1 pseudogene is annotated in these 244 nt (G+C 72.1%); it reads right to left on the bottom strand.

Features of this window, described 5'->3' with window-relative positions:
- Window positions 1-244 (bottom strand): annotated as a pseudogene (locus tag KVT39_RS37195) (adhesin); the annotation flags it as partial.

The raw sequence follows: 244 nt of genomic DNA, 5'->3' as shown, positions 1-244 counted from the left end.
CGGCCCGCAGGTTGACGAGCTGGCGCTCGTTGCCGGTGTTGCCGATCGACACGGAGTTCGTGCGGTCGGCGACGCTGCCCTGGCCGAGAGCGACCGCGCCGTGCGCGCTGACCTTCGTGTCGGCGCCGGGCGCGAGGCCGCGGTTCGCATTGGCGTTCGACGATACACCGAACGCGCTCGAGCGGTCGCCGTAGACGTTCGCGTTTTCGCCGTCGGCGACGGTCGCTCGGCCGTCGGCAACGGC

The organism is Burkholderia sp. GbtcB21, from assembly GCF_019091065.1.
Taxonomy (GTDB): domain Bacteria; phylum Pseudomonadota; class Gammaproteobacteria; order Burkholderiales; family Burkholderiaceae; genus Burkholderia; species Burkholderia pyrrocinia_C.
Note: the sequence above shows the minus strand (reverse complement) of the source record. Positions and strands in the feature narration are given on the sequence as shown.